The organism is Paenibacillus sp. 2RAB27, assembly GCF_052115445.1.
In the GTDB taxonomy this organism is placed as follows: Bacteria; Bacillota; Bacilli; order Paenibacillales; family NBRC-103111; genus Paenibacillus_E.
Genome location: NZ_JBFRGR010000009.1, coordinates 69,762 through 88,631, shown reverse-complemented (window position 1 = coordinate 88,631; position 18,870 = coordinate 69,762). Strand labels below are relative to the sequence as shown.

Annotated in this window: 11 protein-coding genes and 2 pseudogenes; 5 read left to right on the top strand and 8 right to left on the bottom strand. The window is 45.8% G+C overall.

Annotated features, from left to right (window positions below):
- Window positions 1-41: 41 nt before the first annotated feature.
- Both AB4114_RS15115 and AB4114_RS15110 read right to left on the bottom strand, forming a co-directional pair.
- Window positions 42-1,484 (bottom strand): cache domain-containing sensor histidine kinase, encoded by a 1,443-nt coding sequence (locus AB4114_RS15115; protein WP_441989170.1) that lies wholly within the window; start codon window positions 1,482-1,484, stop codon window positions 42-44.
- A gap of 309 nt (window positions 1,485-1,793) precedes the next feature.
- Window positions 1,794-1,961 (bottom strand): annotated as a pseudogene (locus AB4114_RS15110) (macrolide ABC transporter ATP-binding protein); the annotation flags it as partial.
- A gap of 241 nt (window positions 1,962-2,202) precedes the next feature.
- On the opposite strand from AB4114_RS15110, the gene AB4114_RS15105 reads away from it, so the two are divergent.
- Together AB4114_RS15105 and AB4114_RS15100 are read left to right on the top strand one after the other, a co-directional pair.
- On the top strand, window positions 2,203-3,123 hold the full coding sequence (locus tag AB4114_RS15105) for a hypothetical protein (RefSeq protein WP_441989169.1): 921 nt from the start codon (window positions 2,203-2,205) through the stop codon (window positions 3,121-3,123).
- A 17-nt stretch (window positions 3,124-3,140) separates the two neighbouring features.
- Complete coding sequence (locus tag AB4114_RS15100; RefSeq protein ID WP_441989291.1) at window positions 3,141-3,518, top strand: SDR family NAD(P)-dependent oxidoreductase; 378 nt, start codon at window positions 3,141-3,143, stop codon at window positions 3,516-3,518.
- Between the two features lie 130 nt (window positions 3,519-3,648).
- On the opposite strand, the gene AB4114_RS15095 is transcribed toward AB4114_RS15100, so the two are convergent.
- Window positions 3,649-3,933, bottom strand: coding sequence for a TetR-like C-terminal domain-containing protein (locus tag AB4114_RS15095; protein WP_441989168.1), 285 nt, complete (start codon window positions 3,931-3,933; stop codon window positions 3,649-3,651).
- 57 nt (window positions 3,934-3,990) lie between these two features.
- Here AB4114_RS15095 and AB4114_RS15090 point away from each other — a divergent pair, with 57 nt between their 5' ends.
- Both AB4114_RS15090 and AB4114_RS15085 read left to right on the top strand, forming a co-directional pair.
- Entirely contained in the window at window positions 3,991-4,377 is a 387-nt protein-coding gene (locus AB4114_RS15090) for an IS110 family transposase (protein WP_441989290.1), read from the top strand.
- A gap of 357 nt (window positions 4,378-4,734) precedes the next feature.
- Window positions 4,735-5,151 (top strand): annotated as a pseudogene (locus AB4114_RS15085) (helix-turn-helix transcriptional regulator); the annotation flags it as partial.
- A gap of 58 nt (window positions 5,152-5,209) precedes the next feature.
- Here the strand turns inward: AB4114_RS15085 and AB4114_RS15080 are convergent.
- The gene (locus AB4114_RS15080) at window positions 5,210-7,399 is read right to left on the bottom strand and encodes a glycoside hydrolase family 88/105 protein (protein ID WP_441989167.1); all 2,190 of its coding nucleotides are present in this window, start codon (window positions 7,397-7,399) and stop codon (window positions 5,210-5,212) included.
- 118 nt (window positions 7,400-7,517) lie between these two features.
- Here AB4114_RS15080 and AB4114_RS15075 point away from each other — a divergent pair, with 118 nt between their 5' ends.
- Window positions 7,518-8,336, top strand: coding sequence for an AraC family transcriptional regulator (locus tag AB4114_RS15075; RefSeq protein ID WP_441989166.1), 819 nt, complete (start codon window positions 7,518-7,520; stop codon window positions 8,334-8,336).
- A gap of 264 nt (window positions 8,337-8,600) precedes the next feature.
- Here AB4114_RS15075 and AB4114_RS15070 read toward each other — a convergent pair whose 3' ends face one another.
- From AB4114_RS15070 to AB4114_RS15055, 4 genes are all read right to left on the bottom strand, one after another.
- Window positions 8,601-13,589, bottom strand: coding sequence for a polysaccharide lyase family 8 super-sandwich domain-containing protein (locus tag AB4114_RS15070; protein ID WP_441989165.1), 4,989 nt, complete (start codon window positions 13,587-13,589; stop codon window positions 8,601-8,603).
- Window positions 13,590-13,840: 251 nt separating this feature from the next.
- Window positions 13,841-16,090, bottom strand: a complete 2,250-nt coding sequence (locus AB4114_RS15065) for an AraC family transcriptional regulator (RefSeq protein ID WP_441989164.1) — start codon at window positions 16,088-16,090, stop codon at window positions 13,841-13,843.
- Between the two features lie 85 nt (window positions 16,091-16,175).
- Complete coding sequence (locus AB4114_RS15060; RefSeq protein WP_441989163.1) at window positions 16,176-17,219, bottom strand: glycoside hydrolase family 130 protein; 1,044 nt, start codon at window positions 17,217-17,219, stop codon at window positions 16,176-16,178.
- Window positions 17,220-17,304: 85 nt separating this feature from the next.
- The gene (locus AB4114_RS15055; RefSeq protein ID WP_441989162.1) at window positions 17,305-18,870 is read right to left on the bottom strand and encodes an extracellular solute-binding protein; all 1,566 of its coding nucleotides are present in this window, start codon (window positions 18,868-18,870) and stop codon (window positions 17,305-17,307) included.

The following is an 18,870-nucleotide window of genomic DNA, read 5'->3' as shown; positions in this document are numbered from 1 at the left end:
ATGGTACTCAGGTTACGATTAAACTTCCGAAGGAGAGTGAGTCAGTTGTATAAGGTTTTATTGGTTGACGACGAGAAGTTATCCAGAGACAGTATTGCTGCTCTAATTAATTGGAAAGAGCATGGCTTACATTTGATCGGAGCTGCCAAGAATGGGTTCGAAGCCATTTCCTCACCAATGGTAATGTCTTGTACATTATTGCTGATAGCGTTCCGTAGCAGTCTGCTCAGAGCTTCTACCATACTGGATATAGCTGCTTGCCCGCTTACCCTTGCCATCCAATTGATTGAGGTCAGCGTGTTGTACAAGAAATGAGGGTTAATTTGCGCTTGTAATGCCCTATATTCCGTATCCTTCAACATCAGTTGCCGGGTATAATTCTCTTCGATCAGCGCGTCAATTCTCTGAATCATAATGAAAAACCTTTTCTGCAAATAGCCGACTTCATCGGATCGGTCGAATTCCCGGGAATTGGTAACAATCAATCCGAAATCACCTTTCTCGGCATACCTCATTTGCTGCGTTAAGAGTTCAATTGGTTTCGTGATCCCTCTTGCAAATCGGTAACTAATCGCAATGACAGTTATGAATAAGAGTATTACGACTACAAGAAGAGCAAAGCGCAAATCATTTTTCTTCTTAAATATATTGTTATAGGATAAGACACTGTAATAGGTCCATCCCGTTTCTCGAGAAGTCGTATAAGCGATGAAAGAGCTCATCCCATCTATCTTCTGTATGGTAAAGCCTTGTTTGGTCTCGCGAATATCGGCTGGAGGCTCAAAACCCTTATCATGCGTATAAATGGGCTGATTGTCTTTCCAGATGTATAGCAATCCGCTTTCTTTGGTGACAGTTTGATGCTGCTGCACAACAGAGTCTAAATTCACTTGAAATAAAAGTGTACCTAGCGGCTCCAATAAATCTGCTCCTGTCGAACGTATCTCTCTAGCAGCTAGTAAGTATGGATGCGTGGCATCGGGTTCAACCCACACATTGCCTCCCTTGGCATGCCTCGCTTTAATGAAAACTTCTTCTTTCTTACTTTCATCTGGCATCTGTGCACTCTGACCAACCAGCAAACTATACCCCGAATCATTCATAAATTGGATGGATGAAATATGCTTTTCAGTCAACATATAGACAAATATTTTATTCTTGAATTCTGTTAATGCTAGCGCCCTGTCATATTCATTGGTCATTTCCTTTACTTTGGAAAGTTGTTCTTGAATCCGCGTATCAGCAGCGATTGTCAGTGACAGCTTTTCAATATTGCTAATTTCATTCTCGATATCACCAATCGAATTATTGATGGTTTGAGCAGATTGCCCATATAGCATTTCATCATAAGCATGAAAAATGAATTGCAGACAAGCAATGACGACTATACAAAAAATTATAATCAACAACATCATGACGCCCATCAGCTTATGTTTGATCTTCATATCCTTGAAGGATATACGGCGAAATCGGTCGGTAAACAAGGTGTCAACTCCTTCAAGAAATAGTAAGAAGAGACACTGACCGCTTCGTCAGTGCCTCTTTCTAGATTATCCTATTCTGAGTGCCATGCCCATAAAAAAATTCGTGCTAAATTATATACTTTTCAGACTTACTCCTTTCACTAAAAATACCACCAACTAGGAAACTGGCGAGACTCATTCAGCTTTCAGGCTCAGCAACAGCTGCATAACGTTCCAAAACGGCAAACTTATGGGTTTATCTTGAATTTTAAAAGTTCAAAAGCCCTACGATTTTATCGTAAGGCAGATCTTTGTTACATATTGTTTGTTTCAATAAACCAACCGTCCATCCCGAAACCTCACAACCCGCTTCGCTTGCTGCGCAACCTGCCGATCATGTGTAATCACAATAATTGTCCGCCCCTGCTCATTCAGCCGCCTGAATATATCCATAATCTCCACACCCGTCTTCGAGTCAAGCCCACCTGTGGGCTCATCCGGTGGTGCCCATAAAACTTGATTAAAACACAAATGACCCGTAAGAGGGTCACTTTCTTCAAAGTGTTTATCAAACGGGTCACAGTTCAAAATTGGGGTGAAGTCCCTTTTTTGTGCCTGAAAATCCTTGCTTATCAGGGGCTCAGGATTATGACAAATGTCATTTCAGTATGAAATGTATTTTTTGGTTGAATACTATACTATTAAGTTGATATTGAAATCAAAAAAGAAGGAGCATAGAATGAAATATTTCTGGACCAATACAATTTGGTATATAATTTTAGGAGTTGCCTCTATTATAGAACTAACTTTTGGGATAATTAACAACAAAAGAAAAAAGCTTATTTTGGGTTTGTTTATTAGTATTGTGGGAGTAACTGTTATGTGTGAAATTATTATCATGGCTGATTTTAAGTCTTATTCATACTACCCCAAGATTTTACCAGAATCATGGCAACATTTTAAGCTTCCTCATGCTGAATATTATTGGCACAATGAATCGATTATTGGTAATTATTTTTCACAGGTGTCTGTATCAGCAACAGCTATCTTGCTAGCAGCTCGTAATCTAAAATTTTATTGGTATGTAATTAGTATCATTCTATACTGCCTTGTAGAAGAGTTATTTTTATATTTAGGTATTTATAGTCATAATTGGTACCGGACATGGATGACATTTGTTGGTCTTATAATTCTTTTTGGTGTAACAAAATTAATATATATGAAAAGCCTAAAAGGAAACGGCCGAGTTTTGAATTTTATTTATATTTTGTTTGGATTATTGGGTTTAAATTGGTTCACATCACCTGGCTGGTTCATGTATTTGTTTGGAGTTCAGACGTTAACAGCCAATTTGTTTTCGACCCCTTCCGCCAATGCAGCTTCTATGTATGCCGGTTTAACATTTATACAGGGAAGTATTGCAATGACCATATATTTTTTAAAGCCTAAGTGGTGGTGGTATATTATTGTATCAGGTTTTCTCTTCTTGCAACATTATCTTTTATATATACTTAATTTTAACGTCTTTAAGTATTGGTGGGGGTTTGGTGTTTTTTCTACTACATGGATTTTGGGAACATGGTTGCAAATCTATATTTTGGATAAACTATATGATGGCACCAACAAAAAGAATTTCAGGTATGCGAAATGGAACAGGTAGCAAATCTCCTTTAAACCATCTCTTCTTCAGTGACTTACGAACCTGTTAAATTTCTTTCAGTCTATTCCGCCAGTAAAGCTGCCGTAAATGCATTTTCAAAATCATTGGCACTTGAAGTTGAGCCCTTTAACATTCGTATTCGAATCGTAAGACCCGGGGCTTCGCCTGAAACGTCATTCGAAAAAAATGCACAGGCCTTAAAGGAAAAAGCACCCGAGGCTTATATCTTAGCGCTTCAAGAGTATTTCCAATCATTCCAACATTCAAAGGCATCCTATAAACATGCAATAGATGTTGCAAATGTAGTATGGCATTCAGTCACTGATCCTTCAAAAGAAGTTCACGACCTACCAGCTGGTGCTGATGTGGAGGAATGGGCGAAAAATCAGAATTGATATTAAAAACGAGCCTTAGAATCGCTTCTAAGGCTCGTTTTTCTTTGAGTATTCAGTTCAACTCGACGATTGGTCGGTCATCTAGAAACACCTTTATCTAGATAAATCCTCCTCTACTTTCCGAATGAATTCAGTGGCAGTAGAATATTCCGGAGATGCTTGCGGTTTTTTTAAAGGCAGGAAGCAGAATGCCATCAATGATCATACGATAAAAGTTTACGTCGAACGTTTTGCGTTGAACCAGTCCACGATATGAAGCTATTGAATTAATGACTTGGCAGGCCAATTCAATGTCTGCATAGACGGTGCTCTCCCCGCGCTCGACGGCTCGAAGCATAAGTTCACGATTCACTGCCGCCCACGGCTCGAAAAATTCTACAGCAACCGCTTCTGGATTCTGCGAGAAATGTTGCACGTGCGGTAAATTTTCGTGGAATTGAGATTGGACGATACACTTCTTTTAGAAATTCCGATGACGGCTTTACGAAACTGCTACAGGTATCAGAAACTCCAAGAAAGTCACGGTTACACTTCCGTGCTTATTGGACTTGAACCAACAGGTCACTATTGGTTTAGCTTAGCGGATTGGCTGACTGCCAGGCAAATCGAACTAGTGCTGGTGAACTCACTAACAACGAAGCGAAACAAGGAAAATCGAGATAATTCCAAGTCCAAAAATGATGTGAAAGACGCTCTGTTGATAGATGCCGTATGTCGCGGCTTTTACTCTCTCTACTCCCCAAATGAAGTGATATATCAGCGTTTACGCACAATCATGAACGAATCGGGAGTCCTGGTCGAAGGACCTTGCCCACATAAAAAATCGAATGTTTCGCTGGATAGATACCAACTTCCCTGAATATGGAAAAATAATTAAGGATTGGACAATTCCGCGTTCGATTGCAACACTCAAGTCTTTTCCCTTGCCGATAGATCTCAAGGCTCTATTAAATGGGACTATGTTCTTGTCACCCGACACGGATGTCAAGAACATTATCCGATTATTGACAAGTACATTGTCCGATTCCCCACTGATCGATTGATTTCCAAACAAAAAAGTCACGAATGACGTGACTTTTTTGTTTGGAAAACGTTGAGAATTTTACTGGAGCATTTAGATTATAAACATATTTTTTATGTAATTCTTTTCTTCTTGATAATTAACATGATAACTTTCATCTGAATAATCAAATAACGCATTGAATAAGCAATAGCGATGACCGTAGGACAGAACCGGGCTGTTCGTATATCCGGATCCTTCTGGACTTTGAGCCGGGAGAGTTGTGGGAGCATTTGGCGGCGTTCCCTCTCTGCGCCAATTTTTGCTTCGGCTGTGGAAGGAGCCCCTGCAGCAGCAGGTGTTCAGGACATGCTGCACCGGCTGCCGCCACCCCAGGGACCGCAGGTGATGGACTGGCTGGAAGCCCAGTCCGTCCACCTGACGCCCAGCCACATATCCACCGCCTTCCGCCAGGCGGTGGGCAGCACCATCACGGACTACCTGACGGCAGTCCGTGTGCGCCAAGCCTGTCTCCTGCTGCGGACAGGGGGCAAAAGTGTGGAAGAGATCGGCCGGTCCGTGGGGCTGCAGAACACCTCTTATTTATGCCAGATGTTCAAAAACCATGTGGGTATTAGCCCCACCGCTCCCGCCGCTCCTTCCAACGGGTGGAGGAGAAGCATTACCACAATTAATTCTTTTGTTTCAGCCACTTCGACAATTTACCTGTTTCGATGCCCGCCAGCAACACAATCCCTATACCATGGGTATCATTCGTCACCGCGTTCAGTTCAATCTTATAATATTCCGGTGTGAAGGAATACCGGGAACCCCTGCATACCCCGTGTACATTCCCGAACCGGTCGATGCTATATTTCGTCAGGGCTTCCCAGCCTCTGTTCACCGCATTTACCGCTATTGACACCCTATCATCCCTAATCCAGCCATGGCGGACTCCTCTGGATAAACCGTAAACAAACATACTGGTGCAGGAGGTTTCCTCGTAGGAATCCGAATCAGTCAACACCTGATGCCACAGCCCACTGGTTCCCTGCAAAGCCATATACCCTTCGGCAAGCTCATTGTAGAATGTCAGCAAGTCCTCCCGCTCCACGTGGTTTTCCGGCATAACCTCCAGCAACTCCGACAAGGAGAAGAACACCCAACCGTTACCCCGGCCCCATGGGACATTGGTCGGCTTGTTGTGCTTAAAGTCGTACACATGGGACATGATCTTGAATTCAGGAATAAACAGATACTTCTTAAACTGGTTAAATTGCCTTGCCGCGTCATCCAAATATTTGGCATTCCCCGTCAGCCGATAATAGCGGATTAAGAACGGAGTGCTCATATACAGGTCGTCAGCCCATAGCGTATTTTCCTGGAAACTGTTCAAGCAGATGCGGTAGAAGGTTCCATCTCCAAGCCGTTCCTGTTTATATTCCATGTGATTCGCGATTTGTTCAACCAAATAAGGTGTATGAGGATCTTGCGAGTCACTATACGCTTCGAGCACAGCGGACCCGAAAGAACCGCAGTCGTCCAGCATATCCATTTCCACCAGTTGATTGTTTACCGAGGGATAGCCATACTGCTCCGCATCCCATCTCGCATATTTATAGATCCGAGTGCATTCAGTAATATGGTTCACCGTGTAATCGCGGATTCCCTGCTTCTGTAAGAACCTACCGGTCTGCAGCAACCCGTAAAGCGTAACCCCCAGGGGATAATTCCACTTGGCGAACAGCGCATTGTCCAAGTAAGGTCTTACCCATGTATTCGGCCGATCCTGCTGCCAGAAGAATTGACTATCCCCCTGCTCAAACAAACGGTATAGGGAACAAATGCTATCTGCGGGTTCCTCCATCTGATTGTCAAAAGGCCCCAGATACAGCCATGGTTCAGAGCTCCCCTTTACACCCCTGGGAATCGATAACACAACGTTTTCCCCATCCATGATAAAGTTAAAGCCGTACTCCCATCCATGTTCCGAGGAACACAATTCCACCAGCACCTCATGCTTCCCCGGATCCAGCTTGAATTCCGCCATATCCGATGTCTTCAGCGCTCCTGAAAACACCTCATTGCCATCAATCCACATCCTCAACTTCCCGGTGGAACTCCCCATCAGGCTGCACACTTTTGAGCTAGCGCTGGAATGGCTAAGCTCCGACCAGAGGTAAGCCACCTTGTGGGGCGTATTACCGAAAATCCGCGTGCACGAATTCAACTTCATTTTTTCTGCATCCCAGGAAAGAGCGGGGTACCAGACCATGCCGGATTGCTCTTCCAGGCCTGTGTATTCCGGAATATGCTCTTCGCTGAAACAGTCCGCATTCATGGCATCAGAATAGATCCAGCCTGCCTGTCCTTTTCTTTCCTGAAAGGGAGACATAAACTCCATGGGATTCCATTTTGTATGCAGCGTACCAAAGATCCCGCCAAAACCTGCTGCTGTCTTCACAAACTTCACGCATACAGAATTCCAACCCTTTTGCAATTTGGCACGAATGCCTTTATTCATCTTGGGATTTACTTCTTCATTAATATCGGCTCTATACAGAAATTCTCGGTTCAAATAAACAGTAGCAGGACCATAGCAGCTCATTCCAAAGTCCGTCCACCCGTCATGGTTGCTCCAGAGCAGACCAAAGACATAAGCATACTGGCCCAGTTTGGCTTCTGGCAGCTTCTCCTCTAAATTCATGTTATATCTTCCATTATTCTTCTTAAGAAAACCTTCCCGTGAAAAACTCCGGAACTCAAAAGGAAGCGCAGGATTCCTTCCAATGTAAGCATTGGCAACGGTTTCAAGAATCTCATCTGTACGGTCATACAATTTCGAATAAATACTTTCCTGTTCATCAAAATATGGCTTCATCTTCGCAACTCCCTTATGAATTATTCTACGATTTCATGGTAGCACATATTGAGTGTTCAAGGCATGTATGATATGATTCGATTTGTAATATATACTGATTATTTGGTGGTGTGATGGCTTGAAGACTACCGATGTTTTAAACGCCATGGTTCCACATTTTTACCTGGCTATTAAACGGTACGCTACCCCTTCCTGGAAAATTCCTCATGCTGTTTTTCATCATCATAATCTAATGTTGATCATTGATGGTGAAGCCAATCTCCTTTGTAATGATGCTGAGTTTAAAGCCACAAGCGGAGATATTGTTTATTTTAAACCCGGCGACATGAGAAGGGGCGATACGAATCCAAATAGTCTTGTGAAATGTTATACCATTGACTTTCAATATGCCTGTCCTATTATGGAGAACGGCAATTGGGTCAATCTTGATGTTGCACTTCCTTTTCCGCCTCACAGCCATATTCAGGACCGGTATCTATTCCGTCGTTTGAAAGAATTATTTGAAGAGTTCATGCGACATTGGTCATCGGGACACGAGAATCGGACGTTCAGATGCCGCGCCGACTTCATGGAAATTCTTCTTCTTATTTCTAAATACATAGATAATAACACCATAAATTACAGCTCTATTCATAAAGTGGAGAAAGTAATCAACTATATTGCAGCAAACTATACCCGAAAGTTAACCCTAAATGAGCTGGCCGACAGTATACAAATCAGCCCCTCCCATCTAGGGCATATCTTCAAGGAAACAACAGGAGAAACTCCCTTTGAGTTTATTATCAAATATCGGATCGCTCGTGCAAAAGAATTTCTGGAAAACGGCTGCTCCGTAACGGATACTGCAAGATTAGTTGGTTTTGGCGACATGTTTTATTTCAGTAAGTACTTTAAGAAAATAGAGGGGATCTCCCCGACTAAATATATTGGATTGTAGTGGAGTCATCCAACTTACGAATGGTAACCGTGTCGAAAAATAGTTGGATAGAAAAATAACCCAATCAAGCGATCCCATGACCGCCTTCCAAGACGGTTGTTTCCGAGGCCACAGTGATGGCTTATTTGCGCACAACGATTTTTCGCTTGTTTGCTCGAATCCGCAATTATACGTAACGAAAATAATAGTTTATGAATAGAGGCGAGTTAATCGTAAATACAAAACACGGCAGCCGGATCCTCTGTCCGGCTGCCGCTCATGCGATCAGATCAATTCCGATTTTTGAAGCAAGCGATGGATAAGCGCCGCAACTTCCGCTCTCGAAATGTATGCTCTCGGAGCCAGCAGGCTCTCGGTTCGTCCAGAAACAAGTCCGGCTTTCAAGCTGTCGGCGACCCCATTCTTTGCCCATGCCGATACATTTTGCGAATCATCGTATGGCCTCAGCATTTCATCTGCCGAACGGTTCGGAGGCTTCTCTGCCAAATTCGTTAAAGCCATTGCTTTCGCCACGATGATCATGGCCTGTTCTCTCGTTATTTTCTCTGACGGGCGGAACGTTCCGTCTTCGAATCCGCTGATCAGGTTATAAGAGTGAGCGGTCAATACCGCACTGCTGAACCAATCCGAAGGCTTCACGTCTGCAAATAAGGCATTACCGCTTTCGAGCTTCAATCCCAAGCTCCGAACCATAATCGCCGTAAATTCCGCTCGGGTAATGTCTTGATCCGGATGGAAGAGATCCTCCGTTATCCCGTTAATCACCATTCGGGAACCCAGGTCGTTGACGGCTTCCTTCGCCCAATGCCGGGCAACATCCTTAAATCCTTTCGGATGCCATAAAAGGGAATACGTACTGTTTGTCAAGCTGTTGATTTTGGCAACGTATTTGCTGTCCACGTTGATGACCTTCGTCGGCACATGACGTACGGTTCCATCAGGTTCGACCACGGCCCCGGTGGTGATCTTATTGGGATCTATTCCATCCGGTATGGCAATAGTTCGTTCAATAAATGCGTTAAACTTCGAGATCTCAACCGTCGTTTTGTCGGAGGTCGCTTTTACCGTGAAGTCCAATGGAGGCACAACGAGCGTGAACTTTCCGGAAGCAGCGGTATTTTCCACGACCTTCATCATATCAGCGACAGGCTCGCCGATTTCGATCTGTACCTTGATATCCTGCAGGGTGACGTCCTGGCCAAATTGATCGGATATCGCACTGATATTGATCTGCTTGGCCGGCAAAGTATATGTTGCGTTCTTCGTCTTGATCTCTACGACCGCTTGTTTCTGTTCCATGGTTTTGACCATCTGGCCGTTCAATTCGGCAACGATAACGTCGGATTGCGTATTGACCGGAATCGTGATCACCACACCCAGGCCTTCAGCCGCCAGCTTCTCCTCCACTTTCTGCTGGTCGACCGCGACGGTCGTGACGGTCTGATCATCTCTTGTCGTAGTCGTTGCAATTCCTGCACTCTCCACCTTACCATTCACCAGAATCTCCACCCCTTGATTCTGGCTCTCAGTCGAACTTGTAGTTTCAGTCGTGCTCGACGACGGCGCACTAGGCGTGACGGCATTGGAGGCAACGGAAGCTTGACTGCTTCCCACGCTGTTAATCGCTCTTACCGTAAATGTATATGTCGTTCCGTTCGACAATCCCGTTACCGTAATCGGGCTTGATGTCCCCGATGTTAGTATATTTCCAGGAGAAGTCATCACCTGGTAGCCGGTCACGGCGCTTCCGCCGTTAGACGCCGGAGGGTTAAACGCGATGATGACTTGCCCGTCCCCTGCTGTCGCATTGAGATCCGTCGGCGCTGCCGGTACCGATTTGGGCGTTGCGCTGATCTGGTTGGAAGCAGCGCTCTCGCCGTCTTCGTTCATCGCTGTAACGACGAAGTAATATGTCGTCCCATTGGCCAACCCTGTCACATCGACACCGTATATCGATCCGGTAACGGTAACGGCCTCGGTTCCGTAGGTGCTGGACGTTACGCTTTGATAGATTTTATAAGCCGTCGCGCCGCCCACCGGGCTCCAACCAAGACCGACTTTAGCGTCGCCCTCTTCCACGGTGACAATGTTCGGCACTCCGGGAACATCCGGAATAAAGTAGGCTGTGTACGTAATCGCCCCCGTCACGGACGGGCTTGCGGGCAAGGCGGCCGTAATCGTCACGTCTCCCGCAACGGGCGGCGTCGTAAAGACAGTGCCGAATCGGCCGTCCGCATCCGTTACAGCTTTAGCGTCGAAGCTGTCCGACGAATCCGCTAATTCGACCTCCACGCCGGGGACCGGAAGATCGTCGCCGTCGTAGACGACTCCCGTAACAGACACTTCGCCTCCGACCGTCACGGAAGACGGCGTTGCTTGAAGTTCGATCCGAGCGGGAAGCATTTGTACGGTCTCGGTACCGTACACTTTAAATTCCCAGAACGAGTAGCCGTATGTGGTCGCTCTTTTCGTGCCATACATCCGAACATATCTTGCATTCACAGGTTCAAAGGAGATATCATCGATTCCGCCATCTCCGGCTGTGGTGCTGTAAACCGTAGTCCAATTCGTCTCGTTGTCGGAAACTTGAATTTGGTACTCCTTTCCATACGCGGATTCCCAACCCAGACTGACCTTCTGGATGGATTGGCTTGAGCCAAGATCGACGTAGATCCACTGCGGATCGGAATAGTTAGATCCCCAACGGGTCGTCAATGAGCCATCGACTGCATTACCGGGCTTCACGTCCGCTGCTCTTGACGAGCTTGCCACGACCGACATGCCTTCCGCAAGATTGGGGGCTACTGCTTCATACACCTTAAATTCATTAAGTGAGTAGCCATCTCCGGTACCCTGCCGAACTCCCTGCATCCGAACATACCTGCTACTAACCTTGCCAAAAGAAATGTCGTCGATTCCGCCGTCTCCCATCACCGTTGTGTAAACGTCCGTCCAGGTGACAGCATCGTTCGATACTTGAATTTTATAACTTTTCCCGTACGCCTTCTCCCAATTTAACCTAACTTTATTGATCGAATATTGATTTTGCAAATCAACATAAATCCATTCATTATTCGAAGCGTTTGAACCCCAATACGAAGTTCTGTAAATATCCGTAGCATTCGAGGCGAATTGTTTGCCTTTGCTGGATGAAGCGGTCGAGCCTTTATCGTAAGCGAGATCGAATCCGCTGTCGTCAATGGAGGTTCCCTCGTTTATAGTAATGCTTCGACCGGTAAACGTATCCTTGCCGAGTCTATAGCTTGTCGTGGATTTTTCTCCGTTTCGATCCAGCGTCACTTTCACTGTAATCCCCGGTGTTTCGGGATTGGCAACTGAGATACGAACAGGCTCTGCGGATTCGTCAATGATTACCATGGCGGGTTTATCTACCGTGACAGTCAAACCGCCTTTCACCGTCACCGTATCGGGTTGATAAAACAGCAATTCCGCAATTCTCAGAGTCTGATGCCGGACAGCCTGGACGGATGAGGTATTCGAAAGAATACTTATCGGGTTGTCGCTCGCGTAGCTGCCGACCTCTTCAGAAGTTTTGTTTGGCAATACAATGTACTGATAGGAGGCGTTTGTGGGTTTCACGCCATGATCAAGCCAAATGGAAAAAATCGATTTGGTGATCGGTTCCGGTGAACTTCCCGAAATCACGTCGCTCCAGCTTCCGGTTTTCGTCTCCCGTTTTACTTGAAAATCCGTAGGATTCGGGAATATATAGCCGATATTATCGTTATATGCCCAGCGTCCGTTTGATTGCATCGTTCCGTCTGCTATCGGATTGCCATCTACGAGAATATCGCCTATCGCTTGACTTTGGTTCAATGTCGTGTGGATAGGAGCGTTGTTCGTCGAAGCGATTCCTGCACCAAGCGCCACCATTTCATTATCGAAAAAGAAGTAGCCTTTCTTTCCGCTTGTATTCAGCTTGTTAAAATCATACGCGGTGGCCCCATAACGCTCATTAGTCACTCCGCCTACATACGTTTTGGGGTTGTTGAAGTTCCCGTCTTTCGTGAGTGCGTAGGGGGCCGTCGTACCGGGAACATGGGCCCAATCCATCAGCGGATATATGGGTCTGTATTCGTCGCCGGTTCTCTGAATGGCGGTGGCTCCTTGCGGCGTCCAGTACAGAAGGTTAAATCCGCCTGGATTAATCGTTCTCCATTCGCCTCCTTTAACCGTGCTGGAAGACATCTTGACCGTAATTCCGTAGCCATTTCGCATATGTGAGGAAACAAGCGTCTGCCATTGCGTCATATTGTTGGAGTTCTGTCCGTTGCTCGTGCTCGTGCCGAAGTTGCGAATATTGTCTAGGAAACTCGCAAACTCCCCAGCCCTCATTGGATTGGCCATCTGCATCCACAAGAGCGGATCTTCATAGAAGGTCAAAGCCGCGCTCGGATAACCCGGCCAATCAGGTCCATTCATCCCCATGCCCAGATCGGCAACATCACCTCTCACGAGATACCTGGTGCCGTCCAACAAGTATGAAGATAACGAATCAATCGCTGCCTTGCTGTACGAGAACACGGTACCCGAAGTAATGTACGCCCAGAATGACATATCTCTGGCAAAGCTTCTTCCGTAGCCCGTCGTATAATTCGTTTTGCCATGCATGAAAAAAGACATGTCCGACTGGATTCCCGTCACAGTCGTCGTCACATTCGACAGCACGTTAAATGCATTCACGGCGTTCCGAACGATCTGAGCATCCTCCAGCAATAAGCCGCGGTACATATAATTTTGATTGTACCAAGACGAGTTGGCTCCATCGACAGTGTGAGGGTTGCTGTCTAACGTGCCTATAATATTGGAAACTTGCTCTGCAGTTAAATAGCCTTCGCATAAAAGTGCAATTTTTCCCAACCTTAATTGTTTACCGATTCCGGTCTCCCACCAGTTGGTTGAAGTCGGCTTTACCGTAAACCAATAGTTCAGCGCCTTTTTAATACCACCTAGCAGCGCTTCACTATGATAGTTTGGATCATTGGGGTCAGCAAACGCCTGAGCCATCGATTGCATCCGATCTAATGCAAGGTAGGGTGACCAACCTCTCCCATTGGCGGCGGAAGTTGTACTCGTGTAATCGACATCCCCCCAGCTTCCATCCGGGTTTTGATTGGATAAGTAAGTGCCAGCCTGTGATTTGAAGGTCCATTCGACTCGACCGTTCGTTCCATCGTTTATGATATCTTTGGAGATGTAAAAATCAACCATACGCTTTTTCATCATTTTCATATCATCGACCTCTTGGGAAGCATTCGTCTCTTCGGGAGTGCTCGCCGATACGGGCGAGTATACGAATATCGATGATATCAATAAACAAACAGTAGTAAGACATATCCACCTCTTAAACCTTTGTATTTGGTTATCCATTCTATGGCTCTCCTTTTTCAAGCTCAAAAGTAGTAGTTAACGATTTCTATTTAATGGATTGAAGAAGCCCATGGTGTAGATACTTTTGTTCTAATGAAGATCTCGCAAGTGGTTTAATTCAACTCTTCCGTTGTTTCGCGGAATTGCTTGGGCGTCATGCCTGTCGCTTTCTTAAATGCCGTAAAGAAATGGCTTTTCGCTTGAAACCCGGCTGCCTCAACTATTTGCGATACCGGCCATTCGGTGGAATGGAGCAGCTGTTTCGCCTTTTCAATGCGCTGTACAAGAATGAAATCCGACAAGCTCACCTGCAATGTATCCCTGAATATGGTCCGCACATAGTTCGGCGAAAGCCCGATGTGCAAACTGATGTCTTCGATCGAGAGGATAGGATTGTGCAAATTTTGGTTGACGAAATTGACGACAGCTGCAGCTACATCCTCTTTGCGCTTCTCCCGGCCAGGTTTCTTTACCTTCTCTTGCACGACTTGGATTTCTTTCCTCAGCCACTCGTTCACTTCATTTAAACTGCCATACTGTTCAAGCTTCAGATTAATCCCTTGCCAATTCTGAAGAGTATCCGTTTGAAGGAAAGTTTTCGCGATTTCATACATAAGACGGGCTAGATGGAATTTGCACTCCTCGAAAGGCAATTGCCGAAGCCATTGAAAAATATCATCCATCACTTTCGCCGTCTCAGCTTCATTGCCTTTATTGACTGTCTGGATCAAGGTTTTGATTAAGTCGTTCGGAATATCCTCCGATGATTTTCCCAGCAAAGACTGACGGTCCGAATGATCATAAATCTTCTCTTCTCCGGTTAAAAACTTGATGTAAGAAATCTCGAGCACATCACGGTATAGCGCGTTCAGATCAAAGGAATCCTTGAAGGTTGTTGAAAACGCGCATACGCAATTGATGTTGAGATAGCGGCTCACATTCTCTTTCGCTTCCGCCAAAGCGGCGCGAGACTCGCCATCATCCGTCGGATCCGCCATAAGAACGACGAGATGGTCGTCTTTAAAGTCTATCGATGCTGCTGTAATTCGGCGATTCCGCATCGTCTCTTCTACGATATTACCCATTGCGTATTTAAGCAGCCTGCGAGAATAATACGTATATTCCTCTTCGAAGGAAGGGTACGATTCGATCCTTACGACCGCAAGTCTCAATCTTCGGGCGCCGGCGATCGGGGTCAATTGCCGGAGGGAAACGAGCGTCAATTCCGGCAAGTTTCCGTTCTGCACCCATTGCCTAAGCAGATCTTCCCGAATAATGTGTTGGCTGGACTTAATCGACTGATCCATTTGTTCGACTTGAACGACCAGCTTGCGAATGCCGCTTCGGATCAATTCATATTCGGCTTTATCGCGAATCGCGTCGTCATGTCGGCCCTCATTCTTATGAAGCAAGCCGACCAGGTCGCTGAATGGCAAGTAATTTCTTCTTGAGATCCAGAACACAAAAAACAAAGTCAGTAAAAACATTCCGCCCGCAGAAAGCAGAATCACATTCCTCAAATGGGATACTTTGCTCTTCCACATCTCCCAAGGCATGAATTGGTAGACCGTCCAGCCCTCCGGATCAATTTTGCTGTACCGAACGGTCCATTTTTGCTTGCCGTTCTCCCATCCGAACGTTCCCGTCTCGGCTTGCGATTTATCTGGAATCGCTTGCGCCAAATTCTCCGGCACTTCACCGATGATCGGATTGCTAGAAGGATCGGTTATGATGATTTTCACTAAGCTTTGATCGTTTGACTGCATGACATAGCGTTCAAACAACTTCTGATCAAGCAGCATAATCAAATAACCTTCAGGCTTCTTTAAACCTATCGCGCGGACAGCCAGTTTAATGAAGGATTCCGAAAGATAATCATGTCTGCTAAATCGAAGATACGGTTCGGAACCTTCAACTATTTCCTGCAGCAGTGGCTGATCATAGAATTCACTATAATCGAACATGGCTTCGCGCGAGGTCAACACGCGCTTTCCGGAAGTGCTGATCAAATCGATATTATAGATAAAGGGTTCTGAAGAGATATATTTCTTGATATTATTGTTCAACCTGACAAGCAGTTGAGGATCATCGTAATCCGTGAACCATCCTTGTACAGTCTCGTCCTCATACATCCTCATTCCATAGAGGCGCAGCTTATAGAGGGTAAACTTCGTGTTTTCAATGATTTGGCCGAGCTGGGTTTGGGCAGCCTGGTCGATTTCCTCACGCGCAGACATAGAAAAAATTTGGACAAGGTACAATGAAAAGACAGTTACGATAATCGTAAAGAGGATCGCGAATGTGGCAAACACTCGGAGATATGTTTTATGAAGAGACCATTTCAGTCTTTTTATTCTACGCATAATAGTCCCTCACACCTGTTGGAATAACTCTATTGTACCCAGCAGGCTCGGTTTTCGATAGTTCTGGTTTTTACAATGATGAAATTCAGAACGTACGATAAATATCCTCGAGAGAAAGATCCGCGCAAGCCATCACCTCATCCGCCGCACCGTAATACATGCGTACGGTTTGATCCATCAGCAACACGCCGCAGGAAAACACGACACCGCCGAAGAATCCGTTCATCTCATAATCCGTTTCGGGCATCAAGACCGGAACACGGGACCTGGCAAGCACCTTCCCAGGATCCTTCCTATCCAGCAGTACTGCTCCCATACAGTATCGATCGTTCACATCGGCTCCATGATACAGCTCAAGCCACCCATCATTCGTTAGAAAGGGTACCGCGCCTCCGCCGATTCTCCCGTTATCCCAGCTTTGCTCACTTAAGCCGATCAGGAACCGATGATTTCCCCAGTGCATCAGATCCGGAGATTCCGCAATCCACATCTCCGGCGAACCGATTGATTTCGGGACAGGACGATGCAGCATAAAGTACTTGCCTTCAATTTTACCAGGAAAGATCGCAACGTCTTTATTTTCCGGCGGCAGAATTAATCCAAGTCTCTCAAAGTTATGAAAATCGTCCGTTACCGCCAATCTTACCGCTACGCCCTTGGGAGATACGGCACTATAAGTGATGTAATAACGATTGCCCAGCTGAGTGATCCTCGGATCCTCGATACCCCAAGTCTCCTCGGCATCAATCGGAAACAACGACGGATGCTCGTCGATAACGAACCGGACTCCGTCTTTGCTTCGCGCAACCCGCAGATGCGATATCGAGGTTAAATAAGCGTACCGTCCTTGTTCTTTCACGACACGCGAATCTTCATAGTTATATCTAGGATCGTTCTTGTTCAGATATTTGATCTCGAGCGTCCCATCCTGCTCGTTCAATACGGGTACGGCTATATAGTTTCCCGGCACATGGACGGGCATCTCCGCAACTCGGAGCAGCAAGACGATCTCGTCATTGATGGCAGCCACCCCGGCATTGAACACGCCGACGACTTTAAAATCGGGTCTACTGGGCTTCACATGGTTAGTCGAAATAATCGGATTCTCTTCTAGTCTGCCTATTCTCATCTTGTTCTCCTTCATCGTTTATACGGATAGCCGCATCGCGCCGAAGCAGTTACAGCTTCGGGCGCGATAGCAGCCTGCAGTTAGCTTAATGACGGGAAATATAAGCGTCTAGTTGTTTTTGATACTCGTCTTGAACTTTTTTAAGCGTGTTGCCTAACTTAGATTTGAATTCCTCCATCCCTTTGTTGGGATCAAGCCCGCCGAGCAGAATCGGATAGACGAATGAATTGGCTTTCAGCGTCGCCACTTCCTGGGCGACCGGATCAGGATTGAATGTAAAACCTGCATCCACAGATTTGATGAAATTTTTTGAATCTTTCGTCCATCTCCACCACTTCAAATCTTCTTCTGATAATGTAGAATTATAGCGTTCCAATGTCGGATTCCATATCCAGTCGTAGCCGAAGAGCGGGTAATCCGCACTAAGCGGCTTATAGCCATCCTTGCCTACCGCTTCCCAATCTTGTCCCTCGATGCCATAACTAAGCAGATCATAATTTTCCTTCTGATTCGCCCAGTCAAGGAACTTGATGGACCGTTCTTTATTCTTGCTTGTCTTTGGAATACTGATAAAGTTCCATTGTTTGAAATCGGAAACGTATTTCTGAGACGGGTCTAGCAGCGTCAGCCACTCTACTTCGCCGCCGAGCTTCTTCACCGCGTCTTGCATATTTTGCTTAACGCCTACGTCCGCAATGGTGATCGCTGCAGTTTTACCGTTCATGAACAGATCCTGTTCGTTTTTTACAGCCAAATTATCTTTGTTGATGATGCCATCCTCATACCACTTGCGCATATTCTGGATGCCTGCCCAAATTCCGGCGTCTTTCTCTTCGAGCATGTTGTAGATTTTGCCGTTGTTATTTTTCTTGTATAGGAACGGGAACAGCTGTGCGATTTCTTGTTTATAGTCATAGACGGGATCGTAGTTGAACTTATAAGCATTCGTAATCCGGTCCGTATCTACCATCGTAGTAAGAGGACTCATGCCCTTCTCGTTCTCTTTCACTTTATACAAATAAGCATTGAAATCCTCGAAGGTTTTGATCTTTCCTAACCCATATTTCTCACGTAAATCTTTGCGAATATAAATGCCACGGATTTGGTAATGCGAGATACCTAGCGGAATTCCGTACACCTTGCCTTCAAACTTGTTGGCATCCCACATGTCTTGGGGGCGAGTGCTAATGATATTGGGCCCGTACTGCTTCAACAATTCGTCCAGCGGCTCATAAGCGTTCGAAGAAACCATTTTGTTCATGTGGAGCCATGGCGCGTCGAAAATGAGGTCAATACTCTCGCCGGAGGCGAGCGCCACCGAAGTCTTGCTGTCTAAATCAGACCAAGGAATGAAAGTAATATCCAGCTTAGCGTTGATCGTCGAAGCCATCCGTTTCTCAACTTCCGCAATGACAGCGTTCATCTTCTTCGGACGGTCGCCAGGAATATAGATTTTGAGCGTAACAGGGTCTAGCGCTTTCGACCCGCTGCCGTTCCCTTTAGCCGCCGTTTCTCCGGCATTTCCGCCGTTCGTTGTTGATTTTCCTTCGTTGTTGTTCCCGCTGCAGGCGGATAGGATACTCGATAAAACAAGAATCAGGACAACGAACATGAGCAGCCTGCTCTTTTCTTTAGACTTGAAGTAACTCAT